Below are 18,477 nucleotides of genomic sequence, written 5' to 3' on the forward strand. Positions count from 1 at the left end.
CAGCCAGCAAACGCCGTCACTCCACCGAGCGCCAGTAAGGCTCAAAAAAGCGCTCCAGCACGATTTCGCCGTCGCCGACGCGTTGGCCGAAGGTGGTAATTTTAGCGCCATCCCAAGTATCGGATGGCTCCAGGAGCAGGTTTCTGCTTACCACACCACCGCGACCAGCATCAACCGGAATTTCCACCTGGAAAAGCTCGGGATAGGCCACATCAACCCTCTCCTGGCCGGAAAAGGCCATATCTTCAAGGTCCAGGCTGACGGCGTAATCCCTGTGCCGATAGACGGCTTCGGCCAGCCTGGCCCAAACCGGCATGGCCCCGGCCCCTCCGGTAATCCTGGTCACCCCGTGCACCATGGGGCGGTTATCATCGTAGCCCACATAAACCGCCAGAGTGTGCCCCTGGCCCAGGGTAAAGCGGTCACGCCCCCCGGGGCTCGGTAAATAGCCGGCAAAGGCGGTGTTCAAATAGCGATTGGCGGTACCGGTTTTGCCAAAAAGCGGCACCCGGAGGTCGAGATCCGCCAAAATCTCCTGGCGTGAGCCATCGGTGCTTTGCAGGCGCACCTGGTTCTGGGCTCCACGACCGGTGCCGTGCGCCATGGCGTTATAAAGAATATCGCTGACCGCCAGAGCGACCCGGGGGGCAAACACCCGCCGCGGGGTAAGAGAGGACTCATAAATGACCTTGCCGTCACTGGTCTCGATTCTTTCAATGATGGCCAGCCCGCCGCCATCCACCCGGCTGCCCGGCAAAAAGAACCGGCCATCCTGAAATGATTCATAAATCCTCCCCAACTCCAGCAAGCTGATGGCATTGGAGCCCAGAGGAAAAGACAGCACCGGATCCAACCGGCTTTCAACCCCCAGCGCCCGACTCAGCCCCACCAGGTATTCAAGGGCCACCATCACTCGGAAGTCTCTGGTCCGGTAAAGCACCTGCGGATCGTACGGAGAAAACGCCGCCAGGCGCCGGTACTCATCTTCCAGGTACTCCTCCAGCAAATCCAGAGTGTCCATCCGCAGACGTCCTTCCACCAGGACTTCCCCCCAAAACCGCCGGGGAGAAACCCCGCCGGTTGCCGGCGGTTCGGCCACATCCCAGATCTCCACCGGCCGCCAGCCCGCCTGTCGCCCTTGTTCGCTGTAGATATAGGCGCCACTCTCCTCATCGCGGTAAAGACGGATCGGGCGAAACTCCTCAAAATCATCGACATTTTCGGCGGTGGCAATCAGCTCCCGCAGGTTGTCCCGCAGAGCCAGGTAACGCAACAGGTTCCGGTCCAAAATGGCCAGCCTGGTCCGACCTTCCCGCTGGTCCGCCGCCGAACTGTCGGGACCGAAGAACTCGGCCTCCACCTCCGCCCGGAAGCGGTCAAAATTGTCGCCGTAATGAATCTCCTGCAGAAACTCAAATTCTTCGGTCAAATCATTAAAAATCAGGTCTGGCTCCACCAGTTCCACGGCCCGCTCGAAAGCGGCTTTATAGAGGGCGGCACGATCCGCCACCACCCCCATCCGATCCCTGATCCTCCGGATATATGCCTCCCGGTTTTCATGCGCCCCCCGAGCAAGCCCCAAGTGCTCGACCAGTTCGGCAAACCGGGCCGGCGACAAATGATCCAGCAAGTGGTACAGTAGCCAGATGCTGGCCAAATTCTCCGAGGTCACGCCGGCCCAGCTCAGGGAAACCTGCTCATCGCGGATGGCCTGAAACGGCCGGGGAAAATAGGCCTGCTGCTGGTAGACAAATACATTGCGGCGGTTGTCCAGGACATCGGCACTGTTCCAGCCCAGTTGCAGAGCCGCAGCATACACCAGGGGCTTCATCGACGAACCCATGGGCCGACGGGCGGTAACCGCCCGGTTGTAATGCAGGTTGTCCACTCCGCCGACCATGGCCCGTACCGCCCCCTTTTCCAGCGCCAGCACGCCGCCCTGCAATTCGGGGTATTTTTCCAGGCTCAGCCGTAACTCCCCGTCCGTCCGTCGCGCCCGCACACTTACATAAACCAGATCATCCTCTTTAAGCTGCGCCAGCAGCCGGGTCAAGTCAGCATCCGTGGTCTCCAGCCAGCGGCGGTTGGGCTGGCGGTAATGGGCCAGCGGCTGAAGCAAATTTAACAATCCCGCCCGGTCAATATAGGCCGGAGGCGGGGTTTCACCGACGGGGGATCTGGCGCCGGCAAGATCCACCCGTATTTCAGGGCTTTGCTCCGAACCTTCAATGGCGGCGATGCGGCCGATCATGAAAGGCGACGGTCGCTGCCGCCAATCGCCCCCCCGGGGCAGATCAGCGTAAACCTCCTGCATGGCCCGGTGATCATACCCCTGTAGCCGGGTATCAAGCCGGGAGAGCTCGGCCCGCAGGGCATGATGGGCCTCGTTCTGCAGATCACCGTCCACCGAAGTAATGATCCTGATCCCCGAAGTCGCCACGTTGTCGATCCCGTGCCGGCTTAAGGCCTCCACCACCTCCGGCTCACTCAGGCCTTCCCGGACCAGATCCAACAGGGTGTTAAGGGCATAGGCCATCTGGCCCCGGTTGAATGGGATCTCACGGTCGCGAACGGCCACCAGCTGATCGGCGTCAAGATAGTTCTGCCGGTACATTTGGTCCAGCACATAACCGGTACGCTGCCGAGCCCGCTGCCGAGCCCGTTCTTCACGTTCCTCGTCGCGCTGAATAAAGGGGTTGTAGTGGTTTGGTCCTTTGACACTGCCGGCAATGAAAGCGCTTTCCAGCAGGCCAAGCTGCTCCACCGGCTTGTCGAAGAAATAACGGGCCGCCATCCCCAGCCCCCGGCCGTTGCCGCTGACAAAAAACTGGTTGGCGTAAAACTCCAGAATGTCTTCCTTTTCGTAGTGGTACTCCAGCCGCAGGGCATACAGCAGCTCCCGCAGTTTGGAGGCCAGTGAGCGGTCTCGCCGTTCAAAAAGATTCTTAGCGGTCTGCTGGGTGATGGTACTGCCGCCCTGCACTACGCGCCGGGCCTTGATATTGGCAATCGCCGCCCGGGCCACCCCGGTAAAATCGATCCCGTAGTGATCAAAAAAGGAACTGTCTTCAGCGGCTACGATGGCGTGGATGAAATCTGTGGGAATCTGCTCAAAATGGACGTACTGGCGGTGGGCCTGTTCAAAAAAAACCCCGATCCGCCGGATACCGTCCCGGTAGTAAACCGGGCTTTCCATGGCCAGGATTTTTTCAATATTTCCTCGCTTGATCGCCTCCCCCGGACTGACCACCACCAGCCAGAACAGAGTCACGGCGCCCAGCAGCAGACAAGCGGTCGCCGCCAGCACAAAGATATAAAAGATTTTTTTCAGCATAATTAAGAACACTCGATTTTACTGGCCGGCGCAGGACACCGAGGGCGGGCTGCACCCGATATCTGCTTGCATATCCGCCGAGAGTCAAGTAAAAAACGGCAACTTTATTGATTGATGTGTGACGACTGCGCAAGAAGTCGTCATCACGCCCCCGCGCGCCCCCCGCGCCCCCTAATGGACGGACGCACAAATCAATAGCCTGCTTTGTCAGCTACTGATTTGTAAGGGAAGCGGAAACCGCGTTTTCGCTTCCCGGGGAGCAAAAATTCCATGGACGGACTTTTTGCGGATTCATCATTATGTCGTTGTCGCTGTTATTTACCGAGTAACCGGCACCAAAAAAAGTTTCATCATTTTCAGCTTAGGGAGAATTCCGACCATGGCGCCGTCACCGCAAAATGAGCCCAAACCGGCGCCGATGGCCGGTTTCCTCGCCAATCGGCCATCGGCGCCACGTCTCGGTGGCTTGCCCCTCTTCATCTGCCTGCTCGGCGCCATCGCGATCATGACAGGTGGCTGCGCCCCCGGCAAAGGGACGTCAACCACCAGCCGCGAACTCCCCACCACGCCCCCCACAGCTTATCAGTATACCCTGCCGGCGCCGGTTATCGACCCGCTGCTAAGCGAAGAAGCCAGCGAACTGACCCCGGCCGAACCTGACCAGTTTCTGGAAGAAGAGCTGGCCCGCTTCGAAGCCCTGGGCGACCTGGATCCCGCCGCCGAGTCCGAAGAAGAACTCAGCGACACCGTTTACGATTTCCCGGTGGTAATGAACAAGCACGTCGAGTTTTATCTGGACTACTTCCAAAACGACCTGCGGGTCACCTTTGATCGCTGGCTGGCCCGCTCCGGCCGTTACGTGCCGATGCTCCGGGAAAAACTCCGAGAGGCCGGGCTGCCCGAGGATCTGGCCTATCTGCCGATGATTGAAAGCGGCTACAGCCTGACTGCCTATTCCCGGGCCCGGGCCGTGGGCCCCTGGCAATTCATGGCCCCCACCGCCCGCCAGTACGGCCTGGCCATCAACGACTACACCGACGAACGCCGCGACCCCATCCGCTCCACCCAGGCCGCCATCAATTTCTTGCGCGATCTACATGAAGAGTTCGGCTGCTGGCACCTGGCGGTGGCGGCGTACAACGCCGGCGGCGGCCGGATTCGCGGAGCCATGCGCCGCTTCAACAGCGACGATTTCTGGGAGATCTCCGGCAACAACCACCTGGCCAAGGAAACCCGGCACTATGTGCCCAAGCTGATCGCCGCCATCATCATCGCCAAAAACCCCGAAGAGTACGGTTTCACTAACATAACATACGATGAGCCCCTGCGCTACGAAACCCTGCAGGTTCCCCGCTGGACTGCCTTGGAGGCGGTGGCCCTGGCCGGCAACATCGACCTGGAAGAACTGCACGATCTTAACCGGCAGTTGCGGCGCCTGGTCACCCCGCCGGAGCAGGCCAGCTACACCCTGCGGCTGCCGGCGGACACCAGGCAACAAGTGACAGCCAATCTGCCCCGGGTGCGGGCGGTGGCCGAAATCGAATACCGAACCCACGTGGTCCGCCGCGGTGACACTCTGACCGGCATCTGCAACCGCTACAACATCAATAAAACCACTTTATTAAAGGCCAATAGCCTGCGCTCCGAGCAGCTGATGATCGGCCAGCGCCTGCGAATCCCCACCCAGAAAACCGCCTACGTCCTGCTGCCCGAGGGATCCGATCTCCAACAGGCCGGGCTCACTGGCGCCGGCCCCGACGGCCTGGTACTGCACAAAATCAAGCCCGGCGAATCACTGTGGGTTATTGCCCGCCGTTACGGCGTCAGTGTCGACACCCTGGCGGCCTGGAACGATATCAGCGATCCCCGTCGGATCCGGGCCGGCCAGCAACTTGCCCTCTATCTGCAACCCGCCCCGGCCGAATATCTGGTTCTGGCGGCCGGCCCCGGCAAACAGGCACCCGGCGACCAGGCGCAACCAGAGGTTACCTATTACCAGGTCCGGGGCGGCGACACTCTGTGGTCCATCGCCCGCAAGTTCCAGACCACCACCGAGATGATTCGCCAGTGGAACCAGCTCAGTGGAGATTTGATCCATCCCGGCAAAACCCTGCTGATCCGGCTGGCCGAGCTACGCTGAAACCAGCGCTTTAATAAGGTGGCCATGACTTCTCCTCTGACCGGCAAGACCGCCCTGGTACTCGGGGCCAACCGTGGCATCGGCCGCCACCTGGCCCTGGAACTGGCCCGGCGGGGCGCCACGGTCATGGCCGGGACTTACGACTGGCCGGCCGACACCGCCTCTCTAACCCGGCAACTGCAGGAAATGGACCCCCGGCACCGGGTACTCACTGCCGATCTGCAAACTCCGACAGCGGTGACAAAGTTCTTCACCACCCTCCGCTCGCACTGTTCTTCGCTTAATTACCTAATCAACAACCTGGAACGTGGCGGCATGCCGGTGGTGCATGGCCCCTACACCGAACAGCAATGGGATCTGGAGATCAACACCACCCTGAAGGCCAAATGGTGGGTGATGCAACAGGCCTTGCCCCTGCTGCAAAAGGGCGGCAGCAAAGAAAACCTGGCGGCAGTGGTGGTGATCTCTTCCATCGCCGGCCTGATCGGGCGCAGCGGCCCGGCCGGGATGATCTTCAACGATGCCTACGCCGCCGCCAACCACGCCCTGGCGGCCTGCACCGCCACCTGGGCCAGGGAGGGGGCTCCGACGGTGCGGGTCAACGAACTGATGCTGGGCCTGATCAAAACCCGCCACGCCGAAGAAACTCGGGGCTGGGGACTGCTGGACGAAACACAGCGCCGGGCCCTGCACGACCACACGCTGCTGGGCCGCAGCGGCGAACCGGAGGAGGTGGTCAAAACGGTGCTGTTTCTGCTCACCGAGGCCACCTACATGACCGGCAGCACCCTCCGCCTGGACGGCGGCTATCTGTTGGGCGGCGAGCGGGTCCCCCCCATGCCCCCGGGCGTCCTGTAAAGGCACCGCCCGGTTGTCCTTGGGAGACCCCAGAAGGTTATCTGTACCAGAGGATCCTTTTGTTATGCCTGGTGTCCTGTTTTCGCCGCATTGAGCGGGTGTTTACTCCTGCTCTGCCGCCCAGGTGGGGATCTGGTGGAGGACCAGCTCCACTGCTTTGGCCTTCAGATCATCTTCCTTCTTGGGTAGCCCACCTTCCATGGCCGCCAGTTCGGCCATGATTTCCTCGGCATCAAACCAGCACAGCTCCCGCTCGTTCTTATCGTACACGGTGAGCACCCGGCGATCCGGCTCATGAATATGCTCTTCTTCCATCACCGCCCCCACCAGTTTCAGGGCCTCTTCGTAGGGCAAAAAACTTACTTCGTCACTCATCACATCACCTCTTGCAAAATTGTCGGCGTCGCAAAAAGGCGCGACGACCACGGGGCACGTTTTGTAACTACTTGTTTTCGCATTACCGACCAATTAGTTTGGGGTGTTTTGCGAGGTTGTCAAAATTGTCGGCGTCGCAAAAAGGCGCGCCGCCGACTGGGCACGCTTTGTAACCAGTTGGTTTCGCGTTGCCGACCAACCCGTTTGGCGGCTTTTTGCGAGGTTGTCAAAATTGTAACCGATCCCCAGACCCGATAACCAGTCGATATATAAGTGATCACAGGGGCCACAAGGTAAGCGGTCACGGGGTGCCGCAGGTTGCGGCACGCGGGACGGTAAAGCCTACACCAATGCGTGAGCCGGCCCGATCGCCGCAAGATGTGGTGCCCCGTGATCGCTTACGTTGCGGGAAACCTGAAATCCGGATATGTTGCCGCCATGATTACCCCAACCCCCAACGCCGCCGGTCAGCAAGCCCGAACCCTGTTCTTTCAGCCCGGCGAACGCAACATTTTTTTTCACCTGCTGACCAGTTGCAACCTCCGTTGTCGGCACTGTTATATCAACCCCGCCCAGCACGGCAGCGGCATGGTGTCGCGCCGGGAGATGGAGCAATGGCTGGAGTTGTTTGCCGCCCCGGCCCAGGAAAGCAACCTCATTTTGCTGGGCGGTGAGCCCACCCTGCACCCGAACCTGGTGCACGGCGTCCGACGGGCCCGGGAACTGGGGTACCGGGGAGTGACCATCGACACCAACGGTTATCTGCATCACAATTTGCTGGCCCGGCTGGCCCCCGACGAGGCGGTGCTAAGCTTCAGCCTGGACGGCCCCACCCCGGCGGTCAACGATCCCATCCGGGGAGACGGGGTTTTTGCCACCTGCACCGCCAATCTGCGCCAGGCGGTGGCGGCGGGGTTTGATGTCAGCCTGATCTTCACCGCCAGCCGGCTGAATATCGACCATCTGGCGCAGATGCCGGCCCTGCTGGAGCAACTGGGCTGCCGTCGCTTTTTCATCCAGGTCATCGGCATCCGGGGCAAATCGGCCCAGCCCGGCAAGCCCGACGGGGCACCTCCTGACAACCGACCGGAAAATGACTCAACCCTGCAACTGAGCCCCGAGCAGTGGCTGGAAATCGTGCCGCAGGTGGCGGCGGACGCTGCCGCCCGGGGCATCCGGGTTATCTATCCCAAGGTTTACCTGGAGGACGGGGAACCATTCCAGTGCGCCGGCCGGCAAGAGCAAAGTTACTTTATTTTTCCCAACGGCCGGGTCTACCTTTGCCCGCTGTGCGAAGACTTTCCGCTGCACACCTGGCAGATCGAAGACGGCCGGCTGCGGCCCAACCCGGGCCTCACCGAACGCCAGCTGTTCACCCTGGAAATCGCCGAAGGCTGTGTGATGAACAAACTGCTTCAGCCCGGCAACATCGTCTACGACGCCCCGGGCCGGCCCCGTCACCGCATCTCCTGCTGCCTGCTGAAGCAGGAAATGCGACCCGTCTGACCTCGACCCTCGGACCCTCGACCCGCCGCTCCGGCTGCTGCCCTCGCAATCGTTCACCAGCGCCAATCACCGGCTGATTCAACGCGCCGTATAAGTTCAGACGGAGCCGTTACGAAGGCGGAAAAATTTTGCCGATCAGAATCCCGGCTTCATAGAGCAGGCATAACGGCACGGCCAGCATGAAGGCGGCCACTGGATCGCCGGCCACCAGCAGCAAGGCGATAACAATCATCCCGATATATGAATAGGTCCGATAGCGGACGAAATAATCGCTGGCCACCAGTTCCAGCCGGGTGGCCATGACCATTAAAAATGGCAACTCGAAGGCCAGGCCGAAGGCAATAGAGCTGCGTACCACGAAATTAAGGTAAGGGGCCAGCTTGAGATGGGGGTGAATCTGCTCGGTGGCAAACCAGAGCAGAAAACTGAGCATCTGGGGCAGTACCACCAAATAAGCAAACAACGCCCCGCCGGCAAACAGCAGAACCCCCCAGGACGCCACTTTGATCGCCGTCACCTTCTCCCGGCGGTGCAGCCCCGGCGCCACAAACATCCACAACTGATAGACCGCCACCGGCAAGGCCAGGATCACCCCCAGCAGCAGCGACAGCTTTAGATAGCTGAGCAGGGCCTCAGGCAGGGCGGTATAAACCAGCCGACTGAGTTCCGGATCAATCCGCACCAGGGGCCCGGAAAGATGGCGAACAAGATCCTCCACAAACCAGTAAACACCGGCACTAGCCAGCACCACCGCACCGATGACGGTCAGCAGCCGACGCCGCAACTCCCGCAGATGGGGGGTGAAATGCGGAGCCAGAGTGCTCATGGGCCGGCGGCGGCTTTCGGTGGTGCAGCCGTTTTCTCATCCTGCTCCTGGCCGTCAGCCGCCGGCGCAACGCCGCTGGCCGGCCCTTCCCCCCCGGCACCGGCCGCCTCACCCCGGTCTACCCCCGCTTCCCAGCCATCATAGGCTTGCTCCGCCTGCTTTTGCTCATCCATGGTCAGGCGAGGCAAGGGTTTTTCCAGATCCCGGCTCCAGCCCTCGACATCCCCAACCTCATTTTCCACGTTCGCCTGCAACTCCTGGACGGCCTTTTTCACCTCCAGCACGCCGCGGGCGATGGATTTGGCCATCTCGGGCAACTTGTCGGGACCCACCACGATCAGGGCCACCGCCATGATTATCAGTAATTCGGGTAAACCGATACCAAACATAATGTCCTGTCCACAAGCAAAGGCCCCGCCCAAGCAGGGAGCCGTCAAAGTGATTGGTTTTAGCACCGGGATGGGGGCCACGAAGCCCGGCAACGGAATTAAACATTTACGCCAGAGCAATCTACGGCAGACCCCAGCCCCTGTCAAGTTATCCGGTAACGCGTGATTCCTCGCGATTGACTTTTAAAGGGGTGTTGGCTATGTTGGCATCATTTTGACTGGCGCAACCCTCTCGGTTGGTGCCGGACACAACATCAAAAACAACTTCTTAAAGCAGGCGGGAACAAGCCATGGCCAATGTCGTAATTGTGGGAACCCAGTGGGGTGACGAAGGTAAGGGGAAAATCGTCGATCTGCTCACCGAGCATGCCGACAGCGTGGTACGCTTCCAGGGCGGCAACAATGCCGGCCACACCCTGGTGGTGGACGGCAAGCAGTACATCTTCCACCTGATTCCCTCCGGGATCCTGTACGAGAACAAACAATGCTTCATCGGCAACGGGGTGGTGGTGGACCCAGGCGTACTGCTGCTGGAGATGAAAAAGCTTAACGACCAAGGCCTGCCGGTTACCCCTCAACGGCTGATGCTCAGTTCCCGGGCCCATATGATCATGCCCTATCACAAGCTGCTGGACGCCGGCAGCGAAGCCCAGCTGGCCTCAGGCCGCAAGATCGGCACCACCGGCCGGGGCATCGGCCCCTGCTACGGCGACAAGGTTCTGCGCCGCGGCATCAAACTGGGAGACCTGCTGGACCGGGAGTCCTTCCGGGAGCGGCTGCAGGAGAATCTCGAGGTCAAAAACTTTCTGCTGGCCCAGCAGTACGGCATGGAACCCCTGGCACTTGATGCCGTATACGACGAGTTCATGACCTATGCCGAGCAACTGGCGCCTTTTATCGGCAATGTCGCCTTGGCCTTGGACCGGCAGCGGCGGGAGGGCAAAAACATCCTTTTTGAGGGCGCCCAGGGCACCCAGTTGGATATCGACCACGGCACCTATCCCTTTGTCACCTCCTCCAACACCATCGCCGGCAACGCATGCACCGGCAGCGGCTTCGGGCCGGCTCACATCGACGCGGTGATCGGTATCCTCAAAGCCTACACCACCAGGGTCGGCGAAGGCCCCTTCCCCACTGAACTGTTCGATGCCACCGGCGAATCGATCCAGAAAAAGGGTGGCGAATTCGGCGCCACCACCGGCCGCAAACGCCGCTGCGGCTGGCTCGACGGCGTAATCGCCAACGAAGCGGTGCGCCTTAACGGTATTACCGACCTGGCAATCACCAAGCTCGATGTCTTGAGCGGCCAACCGGAACTGCAACTGGCCACGGCCTACCGGGTCGGCGACCGCACCCTGGAAACCATGCCCGACAACATCAAGGATTACCAGAAACTGCAGCCGGTTTACGAAAAACTCGCCGGCTGGAGCGAAGAGATCAGCCACGCCCGGCACCCCGACGAGCTGCCGGCCAAGGCCCGGGAATATATCAAGCGAATTGAAGAATTCACCGAAACCCCGGCCTCCATCATTTCCGTCGGCCCGGGCCGTGAGCAGACCATGCTCCTCCGCAACCCGTTTACCCGGTAAACGTTGGGCAGCACCGCATCTTTGGGCGATCGGCCCGGCTTGCGTACCTGGGGTACGCGGCGCCGGACCGCTTGCCCAAATCTGCGGCACTGCCCAACGTTTACCGGGTTGTTCTGTAACTGTCCAGCAGCACCACATCTTTACGGCGATCGGCCCGGCTTGCGTACCTGGGGCACGCGGCGCCGGACCGCTTGCCCAAATCTGCGGCACTGCCCAACGTTTACCGGGTTGTTCTGTAACTGTCCAGCAGCACCACATCTTTACGGCGATCGGCCCGGCTTGCGTACCTGGGGTACGCGGCGCCGGACCGCTTGCCCAAATCTGCGGCACTGCCCAACGTTTACCTGGTTGATCTTACCTTAAGATCGGGGCTGCCCGTTTAGCGGGCCACTTGGTGGGCGCCTTGCATGACCTCGGCCATGTCTACGGCCATGGCGGCCAGCATGTTGGGCAGCGGCGGCGCGCCCCGGGAGGGGCGGATGGGCGGCAGGGTAAACGACTCCTTGATCCTGGTCCAGGGGCCGACATCGTGGTGATCCACCGGCTGATCCATGGCCTGGGCGATATGCCAGACGGTATTGCCGCTGTGGACGTTGATCAGTCGGATGGAGATCTCCGCCCGGGCGCCGCCCAGCTCGGTGGCATCCAGGGCCCGGTGCAGGCGCCCGGCCAGCACCAGGTCCACCCCGGCCTGGCGGCCCAAGGCAATGGCGTCGTCAAAATCGCCGTAAGCCTGACGGCTGGCGATTACCCGGGGAAAAACCTCTTTGGCCAACAGCACATCCCGAAACAGGGCGGCCAGGGCCTCCCCTCGGGCCGGGTCATGGTTAACCGGCACCCGGAAGGGCAGCACCCCCACCGTGGCCCGGCGATAATTACCCGGGTCTTCGGGATGCAGATAAACCACCGGCGACCCCTTGACCGGCGGCACATAAATGCTGCTTTGTGGTGGCTCTTTACTCGCGCAGGAGGCGAACAACAGGCCCAGCAGCAACACTGCCCCCCAGCACCAGCAGGGCAATTTGCCGATGGGCACCGCCGACGCCAACCGCGGAGACTTCATAAACCGCCCGGCTGGCCTCACCGAACGGCATGGTTGATGTTTTTTTTGCCGGCTCATCATCGTTCATACCCCGAAAGTCCAGAGTCCTGCAGCCCTTCATGGCGGCTCCGGCCCATTACCGTCCCCTCCTGCAGCAGATGATCGATGGCCGGTGAACGCTGAATCTCCATGCCGGCCACCGAAAGTACCGAATGGGAGGTGGCATCCAGCAGACGCAGATTGACGATCACCGTCTGCCGGGTCAGGGAATAGGTGCCCGCCACCACCGCGTGGGCCTCATGGGCCCGCGCCAGCCGACCAACATCCCGCGACAGCACCAGTTCACCGCCGGGATCACGAAAGATCAGCGAATCCGCCTTGCGCACCTCCTCCACCGCAAACCCGTGCCGAAAAAGCTGGGTGGCCAGCGATTCGCTTACGGTTCGCCCAAAACGGCTGGAGTTGTCCAGGTTATCCAGATCCACCAGAGAGGTCAGGATCAGCTTGGTCCTGCCCGGCTGGCCGCTGTGGCGGTAATTGCCCACCAACTGCCCGGCCAGCTCTTCACCGATACCGAAAAAGTCAGGGCTGATCACCGAAATCGTAGCCCCCGTCTGTACCGGTCGGGGCTCGGGCTCACTGCTCCGGAAGCCGCAGGCGCTCAACCCCAGCAGCAGCACCGCCAGGAACAGCGCCCAGCAACCGTAGCCGATTTTTGTTATCATCTTTTGCATGCCGTTATCCCAATTAGTGATGAACTCGCAAAAAGTCCGTCCAGGGACTAATGATGACTTCTTGCGAAGTCATCATTAGTCCCGTTGATGGTAATCCCGCACCGGCACCTGCGCCACTGGCCGCCGCGGGCTCTCTTCGTCGGCCAGCAGGAGGCTGAGCTCCTGGCTCATGTCAAAATCACGACGGGCCGAGGCCAGCACCCGGTTGTCCCGGTTGCGCAACACCCGCAGGTCCACCAGCAGTCGCGACCCGGTTACCGTATAGGTGCCCACCATAACCGCCTGAGCCTCCTGCACGAAGGATAGTTCGTCCATATCACGGGACAACCCATATTCGCCATGGGAATCCTTGATCAGCAGCGCCGGTGTTTTACGGACGTCAATCACCGCCAGGCCGGAACGCTGCAGTTCCCCCAGCAAACGCTCCCCCAGCAGGCGCCCAAAAGAAGAGGTGGCGTAAAGATCCCGCAGACTGACCGGGGTGCTGACCGCCAGGGTGTATCCGTCGCGCAGTTCCTCCCGGCCGGAAGACAGCAGATCGGCCACCAATGCCCGGACGGCTTGATCGGTAAGCCCCTTTGCCGGCCTCCCTTCGGCTACCGCCGGGCCGGCCGGTTCACCGTCGGCACCGTCAAAACGGCCGGCCTGGCGGGCCAGCTCTTCCGGTGAAAAAACCCGGCCGGTGCGATAAACATAGTCGGCGGGAATCTCATGGGGATAATTATAGTAATAATGGTTATGCGGCACCCCGGTAACTGCGGCCGACCCGGCCACCGGCGGGGGAGCGGCGGTGGCCGACACTGCCGGCGGCCCCACCAGCAGCAGACCGGCGGCCATGAACCATAAACTTTTTTTATGCAGCGTCATCATTTTGACCTCATCAGGCTAAACTTGCCGTTTTGCTGACTCTTCATCTTGTCGGCGTCGCAAAAAGGCCGCGCCGCCGACTGGGCTCTTTTGGTAACTCATTGTTTATGCGTTACCGATCAACACGTTTGGTGGTTTTTTGCAAAGCAATCACCTTCACGCACCTTCACGGCTCAAATGGATTAAAACTGTAATCCTGGTAAACTGGCTCCAGCCCCTGCCATGCTGGGCCGAAGTTGGCGGTCATGGGATTATCCCCACGGTCGCCGCCTTCACGGGCTGTCGCCCCGGCCGGATAAACCACCGGCACCACCGCCTCCGCTTTCTCATCCTGTTGACCAAAGCGCAGCCAAGAGGGGCGCTTGTCCGCCTCTAGCAGCGTTGACCGCAACCCGGCACAGCCGGCGGACAGCAGCAAAACCAGCCCCAGCAACAAAATAAGCCGAGCAACCCTTCTTTCAGCCTGACTTTTCGGCCATCCCACAGCTTTTCTCCAATCAAACATCACACACCTCCTGAGCAACAAAAATGCCGTGGCCACCTCGAAATCGCTCACCCGGCTGCCGCACTCCACGCGGCAACCTCTTCCCAGCTCTGGCGGGCGGCAGAAATTGCCGACCCGGACCATCGGCGCGGTCTGTTGCCGGGAGATATTGCAGATTCCATGCCATAACCCGAAAAAAGAAATAGACCTTTACCTTGCGGCTGTGATCAGTTATATAGTTACGGTTTGGCGACAAAGCGTCCCAATTCATTAAACTAACGAATCATGTCCAAACTTGTCGGCGCTCCCTGAAGCGGCAGCGCCGACGGGGCGCGCCTGTAGCTGCCTGTTGGCGTATTACCTACCCAACGCGCCTGGTGGTTTTTGGGTAGGCCATCAAAATTTTACTGACCGACCGGAGGAAGTTATGGCGAGGATCACCGTGGAAGATTGCCTGCAGCAGATCGGCAATGAAAATCGTTTTGCCTTGATCCACCTGGCTGTGGAGCGAGTAAAGCAGCATCGTCAGGGCGCCCCCTTTCCCGAACGCTGCAAGAACAAGGAAATTGTCTGCACCCTGCGGGAGATTGCCAACGGCCAGGTCAACTTCAACAACGTCCGGGAGCTGAAAAAGCAGTTGCAACAGCAGACCGCCGCCAACGCCGAACCAGAAGCCGAACCGGCTCCCGCCGCCCCGGCCGCCGAGGCATAACCCCCCGCGCGGCCGCAACCACGGCGGCTAACGAAGCCAGGTCAAGCCGGCCCGGCGTCGCCGGAAAACGCAAAAAAACAACGTTTGCCAGGGATTTATGAGTAACCAGCAGCAAAGCATGGATATCGACTACTATCAGGTCCTGGGAGTTGCCCCCGACGCCTCCAAGGATGAAATCAAAAAGGCCTACCGCAAATTGGCCCTGAAATACCACCCTGACCGCAACCCGGACGACAAAGAGGCGGAAGAGCATTTCAAAACCGCCACCGAGGCCTACGAGGTTCTGGGCGATCTGGAGAAGCGTAAGATTTACGACCGCTACGGGGTCGCCGGCCTGCGGGATAGCGGCTATAACGGTCCCGGCGGATTCGACGACATCTTCAGCGGCTTCAGCGACATTTTCGGTGATCTTTTTGGTTTCGGCGGCCGCCGCGGCCCCCAACGCAGCCACCAGGGCCCGATTTCCGGCCACGATCTGCGCTACGATCTGAACATAAGTTTTTTCGAAGCGATTTTCGGGGTCGAAAAGGAAGTTGAGATCCGCAAAAACGACACCTGCTGGACCTGCGAAGGCTCGGGACTGCGACCCGGCTATCAGCCGGAAACATGCACCACCTGCAAGGGAATGGGGCAGGTGCTTCAAGCCCAGGGACCCTTCCGGATTCAGACCGCCTGCCCCCATTGCCGTGGTCAGGGCGCCGTAATCACCGAACCCTGCCAGGACTGCCAGGGCCTGGGCCTGATAGAACGCCCCAAAAAGGTGACCCTGAAAATCCCCGCCGGGGTGGACACCGGGGCCAGAATGCGCCTGCGGAGTGAAGGGGAAGGCGGCCGCCGGGGCGGGCCGGCCGGCGACCTTTATGTAATCCTGCATGTCGAGCCCCACGATTTTTTCCAGCGGGAGGGAGACCATATTTTCGCCACCATCCCGGTCTCCTTTACCCAGGCGGCCCTGGGCTGCACCTTGGAGGTGCCCACCGTTCACGGTCCACACAAGCTGAAAATTCCCGCCGGCACCCAGCCAGGCAAACACCTGACCCTGCCCGGCCAGGGCGTCCCGCGACTGCGGGGCGGCGGCCACGGCGACATGATCTGCGAAATCAAGCTGGTGGTGCCCGGCAAGCTCAGCAAACGACAGAAGGAACTTCTTCGGGAATTCGCGGAAATTGAAGACAAGAGCGAAGAGAAAGAAAAGAAGGGTGCCGGTTTTCTTAAAAAGTTCTTTCATTTATAGACCGGCCAAGGCTATATAAGCAGAGTACCTACCACCACAACCGGTGGCGAGACGGAACCCAAGGGGCGGCAAGGAACCGGCAATGCAGCAGGGAGATGAGCACACCGGCGGCGGATTGACGCACTTTGACCCGGCCGGACAGGCCTGGATGGTGGATGTCACCGGCAAGCAGGATACCGCCCGGCAGGCCACCGCCACCGGCCGGATAACCATGTCGGCGGAAGCCTACCGGCTGCTTAAAGGCGGCCGGGCCGGTAAGGGTGATGTGCTGGGAATCGCGCGGGTGGCCGGGATCATGGCTGCCAAAAAGGTGGGCGACTTGATTCCCCTCTGCCATCCGCTGAACCTGGGCAAAGTAACGGTGGACTTCCGCCTGAATGACACCACAACGGCCGTGGACATTGAAGCCACGGCCAGCCTGGTCGGCAAGACCGGAGTTGAGATGGAGGCCCTCACGGCGGTATCGGTGGCGGCGCTGACCATTTATGATATGTGCAAGGCGGTGGACAAGGCCATGGCCATCGACAATATCCGCCTGCTTACCAAAAGCGGCGGCAAAAGCGGGACCTACCGGGCCCGGTAACAACCCTGTAACGATTTGGCACGAGGAACAGCATGGACCAGAAAGATCGCGACTATTTTCGCAAAAAGCTAGATGAAATGAGCCAGCAACTGCTCAGCGAGGCGGAAAAAACCATCCATGAGATGACCGACCACAGCGACAGCTATCCTGACCCCACCGATCGAGCAACCGCCGAAAGCGACCGGAGCTTCGAGCTGCGCATCCGCGACCGGGAGCGCAAGTTGCTGGTCAAGATCAAGGAAGCCCTCGCCCGGATCGACGACGACACTTACGGCATCTGCGAAGCCTGCGGCGACGATATTTCCCTCAAACGCTTGGAGGCCCGCCCGGTCACCACCCTGTGCATAGCGTGTAAGACCGCACAGGAAAGCCAGGAAAAGGCCCAACAGGGACGTTAAAGCAACCATGCCGGAACTCCGCAAAGACCCGATCATCGGGCGCTGGATCATTATTGCCACCGAACGCGGCAAGCGCCCCAGTGATTTTATTATCGATCAGAGCAAGACCAAGGGCGGTTTCTGCCCGCTGTGCCCCGGCAACGAAAACACCACTCCGGCCGAAGTTCTGGCCTACTCCGACCAACCCCAGCGCCTGAAAAATCATCCCGGCTGGAGCCTGCGGGTGGTACCCAACAAATACCCCGCCCTGGTGATCGAGGGCGACATCAACAAGCAGGGCGAAGGTCTTTATGATCGGATGAACGGCATCGGGGCCCACGAAGTTATCATCGAAACTCCGGATCATACGGAAACTTTCACCTATTTACCGCCGGAAAGGATGATTCAGGTTTTTTGGGCCTACCGGGACCGGTTGGTTGATCTGGGCAAGGACGAGCGCTTCCGCTACGTAATGATCTTCAAAAACTTCGGCGCCGCCGCCGGGGCCTCGCTGGAACATTCCCACTCGCAACTGGTTGCCCTGCCCATTCTGCCCCGCATGATCACCTCGGAGCTGGAAGGCAGCCTGTCTTACTATCGCTACAAAGAGCGCTGCGTTTTCTGCGACATCATCCACCAGGAACTGGAACAAGACACCCGGGTGGTGACCCAAAACGACAAATTACTCGCCATTGTCCCCTTTGCGCCGCGTTCGCCGTTTGAAATGTGGATTCTGCCCCGCAAGCACAGCTCATCGTTCTGCAACTCGGACAATGAAACCTTCCGAGCCCTGACCGAAATTTTCTCCGAATGCCTGCGGCGGCTGGACAAATGCCTGCCCGACGTCCCCTATAATTTCGTGCTCCATGCCGCACCGCTGCGGTCGCCGGCTTTAGAGCACTACCACTGGCACTTTGAAATAACCCCCAAGCTGACCATGATTGCCGGTTTCGAATGGGGCTCCGGCTTCTACATCAACCCCGTAGCTCCGGAAGAAGCGGCCCGGTTTCTGCGGGAAGCCGATATCGGGTAACTGGCGTCTGACTTTGAAGGGAGCTGGATCATGAAGAAAATACTGCTGGTCGACGACGAAGAATCCATCCACCTGCTATACCGGGAAGAACTTGAAGAGGAAGGTTTCGAGGTACACTCGGCCCTGACCGGAGAAGAGGCTTTGGAAAGGTTGGGCATCGTTAAGCCGGACCTGATCATCCTGGACATCAATATGCCGGGGATGAACGGCATTGAGGCCCTGCGCCGGATCAAGGAGATCAACTCCGCCATTCCAGTGATTCTCTGCTCCGCCTACCAGGAATTCAAGCAAGATCTGGCTTCCTGGGCCTCGGAAGAATACATTGTCAAATCCGCCGACCTGAGTGAACTGAAGGCCGCGGTCAAAAAACATCTCTCCTGAGAGCCGTCGGCAG

Annotated in this window: 18 protein-coding genes; 10 read left to right on the top strand and 8 right to left on the bottom strand. The window is 60.3% G+C overall.

Annotated elements, in window-relative coordinates; all coding sequences use genetic code 11:
• Nucleotides 1–16 precede the first annotated feature (16 nt).
• A complete protein-coding gene (locus P0N66_RS09430) occupies nt 17–3,334 on the bottom strand; it encodes a transglycosylase domain-containing protein (protein ID WP_275804712.1) in 3,318 nt (1,105 codons plus the stop codon).
• 379 nt (nt 3,335–3,713) lie between these two features.
• Between P0N66_RS09430 and P0N66_RS09435 the strand changes: the two genes are divergently transcribed.
• Both P0N66_RS09435 and P0N66_RS09440 read left to right on the top strand, forming a co-directional pair.
• Nucleotides 3,714–5,474: a LysM peptidoglycan-binding domain-containing protein gene (locus P0N66_RS09435; RefSeq protein WP_275804714.1), complete on the top strand. Its 1,761-nt coding sequence runs from the start codon at nt 3,714–3,716 to the stop codon at nt 5,472–5,474.
• Between the two features lie 24 nt (nt 5,475–5,498).
• Nucleotides 5,499–6,332 carry an SDR family NAD(P)-dependent oxidoreductase gene (locus P0N66_RS09440; RefSeq protein WP_275804716.1) on the top strand — a complete coding sequence of 278 codons (834 nt, stop codon included), beginning with the start codon at nt 5,499–5,501 and terminating at the stop codon, nt 6,330–6,332.
• Between the two features lie 102 nt (nt 6,333–6,434).
• Here the strand turns inward: P0N66_RS09440 and P0N66_RS09445 are convergent, their stop codons facing one another.
• On the bottom strand, nt 6,435–6,707 hold the full coding sequence (locus P0N66_RS09445; RefSeq protein ID WP_275804718.1) for a hypothetical protein: 273 nt from the start codon (nt 6,705–6,707) through the stop codon (nt 6,435–6,437).
• Nucleotides 6,708–7,145: 438 nt separating this feature from the next.
• Between P0N66_RS09445 and P0N66_RS09450 the strand changes: the two genes are divergently transcribed.
• Nucleotides 7,146–8,213, top strand: a complete 1,068-nt coding sequence (locus P0N66_RS09450) for a radical SAM protein (protein ID WP_275804720.1) — start codon at nt 7,146–7,148, stop codon at nt 8,211–8,213.
• 109 nt (nt 8,214–8,322) lie between these two features.
• Here P0N66_RS09450 and tatC read toward each other — a convergent pair whose 3' ends face one another.
• Both tatC and P0N66_RS09460 read right to left on the bottom strand, forming a co-directional pair.
• Complete coding sequence (gene tatC / locus P0N66_RS09455; protein ID WP_275804722.1) at nt 8,323–9,039, bottom strand: twin-arginine translocase subunit TatC; 717 nt, start codon at nt 9,037–9,039, stop codon at nt 8,323–8,325.
• Nucleotides 9,036–9,428: a twin-arginine translocase TatA/TatE family subunit gene (locus tag P0N66_RS09460; protein ID WP_275804724.1), complete on the bottom strand. Its 393-nt coding sequence runs from the start codon at nt 9,426–9,428 to the stop codon at nt 9,036–9,038. The genes tatC and P0N66_RS09460 overlap by 4 nt, the downstream gene beginning before the upstream one ends.
• Before the next feature lie 290 nt (nt 9,429–9,718).
• Here P0N66_RS09460 and P0N66_RS09465 point away from each other — a divergent pair, with 290 nt between their 5' ends.
• The gene (locus P0N66_RS09465; RefSeq protein ID WP_275804726.1) at nt 9,719–11,017 is read left to right on the top strand and encodes an adenylosuccinate synthase; all 1,299 of its coding nucleotides are present in this window, start codon (nt 9,719–9,721) and stop codon (nt 11,015–11,017) included.
• Between the two features lie 379 nt (nt 11,018–11,396).
• On the opposite strand, the gene P0N66_RS09470 is transcribed toward P0N66_RS09465, so the two are convergent.
• The 4 genes from P0N66_RS09470 to P0N66_RS09485 form a co-directional block, all read right to left on the bottom strand.
• Nucleotides 11,397–12,080, bottom strand: a complete 684-nt coding sequence (locus P0N66_RS09470; protein WP_275804728.1) for a hypothetical protein — start codon at nt 12,078–12,080, stop codon at nt 11,397–11,399.
• A 56-nt stretch (nt 12,081–12,136) separates the two neighbouring features.
• Nucleotides 12,137–12,793, bottom strand: a complete 657-nt coding sequence (locus P0N66_RS09475) for a FlgO family outer membrane protein (RefSeq protein ID WP_275804730.1) — start codon at nt 12,791–12,793, stop codon at nt 12,137–12,139.
• A gap of 75 nt (nt 12,794–12,868) precedes the next feature.
• Complete coding sequence (locus P0N66_RS09480) at nt 12,869–13,663, bottom strand: FlgO family outer membrane protein (RefSeq protein WP_275804732.1); 795 nt, start codon at nt 13,661–13,663, stop codon at nt 12,869–12,871.
• A gap of 163 nt (nt 13,664–13,826) precedes the next feature.
• Nucleotides 13,827–14,216: a hypothetical protein gene (locus tag P0N66_RS09485; RefSeq protein WP_275804734.1), complete on the bottom strand. Its 390-nt coding sequence runs from the start codon at nt 14,214–14,216 to the stop codon at nt 13,827–13,829.
• A gap of 355 nt (nt 14,217–14,571) precedes the next feature.
• Between P0N66_RS09485 and rpoZ the strand changes: the two genes are divergently transcribed.
• The 6 genes from rpoZ (at nt 14,572) to P0N66_RS09515 (ending at nt 18,464) form a co-directional block, all read left to right on the top strand.
• On the top strand, nt 14,572–14,856 hold the full coding sequence (gene rpoZ, locus P0N66_RS09490; protein WP_275804737.1) for a DNA-directed RNA polymerase subunit omega: 285 nt from the start codon (nt 14,572–14,574) through the stop codon (nt 14,854–14,856).
• Nucleotides 14,857–14,953: 97 nt separating this feature from the next.
• Nucleotides 14,954–16,090: a molecular chaperone DnaJ gene (gene dnaJ, locus P0N66_RS09495; RefSeq protein ID WP_275804739.1), complete on the top strand. Its 1,137-nt coding sequence runs from the start codon at nt 14,954–14,956 to the stop codon at nt 16,088–16,090.
• Nucleotides 16,091–16,172: 82 nt separating this feature from the next.
• Entirely contained in the window at nt 16,173–16,673 is a 501-nt protein-coding gene (gene moaC / locus P0N66_RS09500; RefSeq protein ID WP_275804741.1) for a cyclic pyranopterin monophosphate synthase MoaC, read from the top strand.
• A gap of 32 nt (nt 16,674–16,705) precedes the next feature.
• Nucleotides 16,706–17,071, top strand: a complete 366-nt coding sequence (dksA, locus tag P0N66_RS09505) for an RNA polymerase-binding protein DksA (protein ID WP_275804743.1) — start codon at nt 16,706–16,708, stop codon at nt 17,069–17,071.
• Between the two features lie 7 nt (nt 17,072–17,078).
• The gene (gene galT / locus P0N66_RS09510; protein WP_275804745.1) at nt 17,079–18,083 is read left to right on the top strand and encodes a galactose-1-phosphate uridylyltransferase; all 1,005 of its coding nucleotides are present in this window, start codon (nt 17,079–17,081) and stop codon (nt 18,081–18,083) included.
• 30 nt (nt 18,084–18,113) lie between these two features.
• The gene (locus P0N66_RS09515) at nt 18,114–18,464 is read left to right on the top strand and encodes a response regulator (protein ID WP_275804747.1); all 351 of its coding nucleotides are present in this window, start codon (nt 18,114–18,116) and stop codon (nt 18,462–18,464) included.
• The last annotated feature ends 13 nt before the right edge of the window (nt 18,465–18,477 follow it).

Origin of the sequence: Desulfurivibrio dismutans, assembly GCF_029210385.1 — a bacterium.
GTDB lineage: Bacteria > Desulfobacterota > Desulfobulbia > Desulfobulbales > Desulfurivibrionaceae > Desulfurivibrio > Desulfurivibrio dismutans.